A 419-nucleotide genomic window follows, 5' to 3' on the forward strand; every position below is an offset into this window, starting at 1 on the left:
ACGAAGTATTCGTCTTCCAGTGCGATCTTTTCCAGTGCCATGGCCAGCTTGAACAGCGGGTCGTCGTGCAGGCCCAGTTCTTCCAGCACTTCGTGGCAGGTTTCGCGCATCAGCTTCGCACGCGGATCGTAGTTCTTGTAGACGCGGTGACCGAAGCCCATCAGCTTCACGCCCGAGTTCTTGTCCTTCACCTGCTTGATGAACTCAGGAATGTTGTCGACCGAGCCGATTTCTTCCAGCATGTTCAGCGCGGCTTCGTTTGCACCACCGTGCGCCGGGCCCCACAGACACGCGATACCGGCGGCGATACACGCGAACGGATTCGCACCCGACGAACCGGCCAGACGCACGGTCGAGGTCGATGCATTCTGCTCGTGGTCCGCGTGCAGGATCAGGATACGGTCCAGTGCGCGCACCAG

At 60.1% G+C, this 419-nt stretch carries 1 protein-coding gene; it reads right to left on the reverse strand.

The window, feature by feature from the left end:
* Positions 1-419, reverse strand: a 419-nt coding sequence (locus tag P0D71_RS36080) for a citrate/2-methylcitrate synthase (RefSeq protein ID WP_408483897.1), incomplete at both ends; no start/stop codon positions are given.

The sequence above is a fragment of the Paraburkholderia sp. RL17-383-BIF-A genome (assembly GCF_046028015.1).
Taxonomy (GTDB): Bacteria; Pseudomonadota; Gammaproteobacteria; order Burkholderiales; family Burkholderiaceae; genus Paraburkholderia.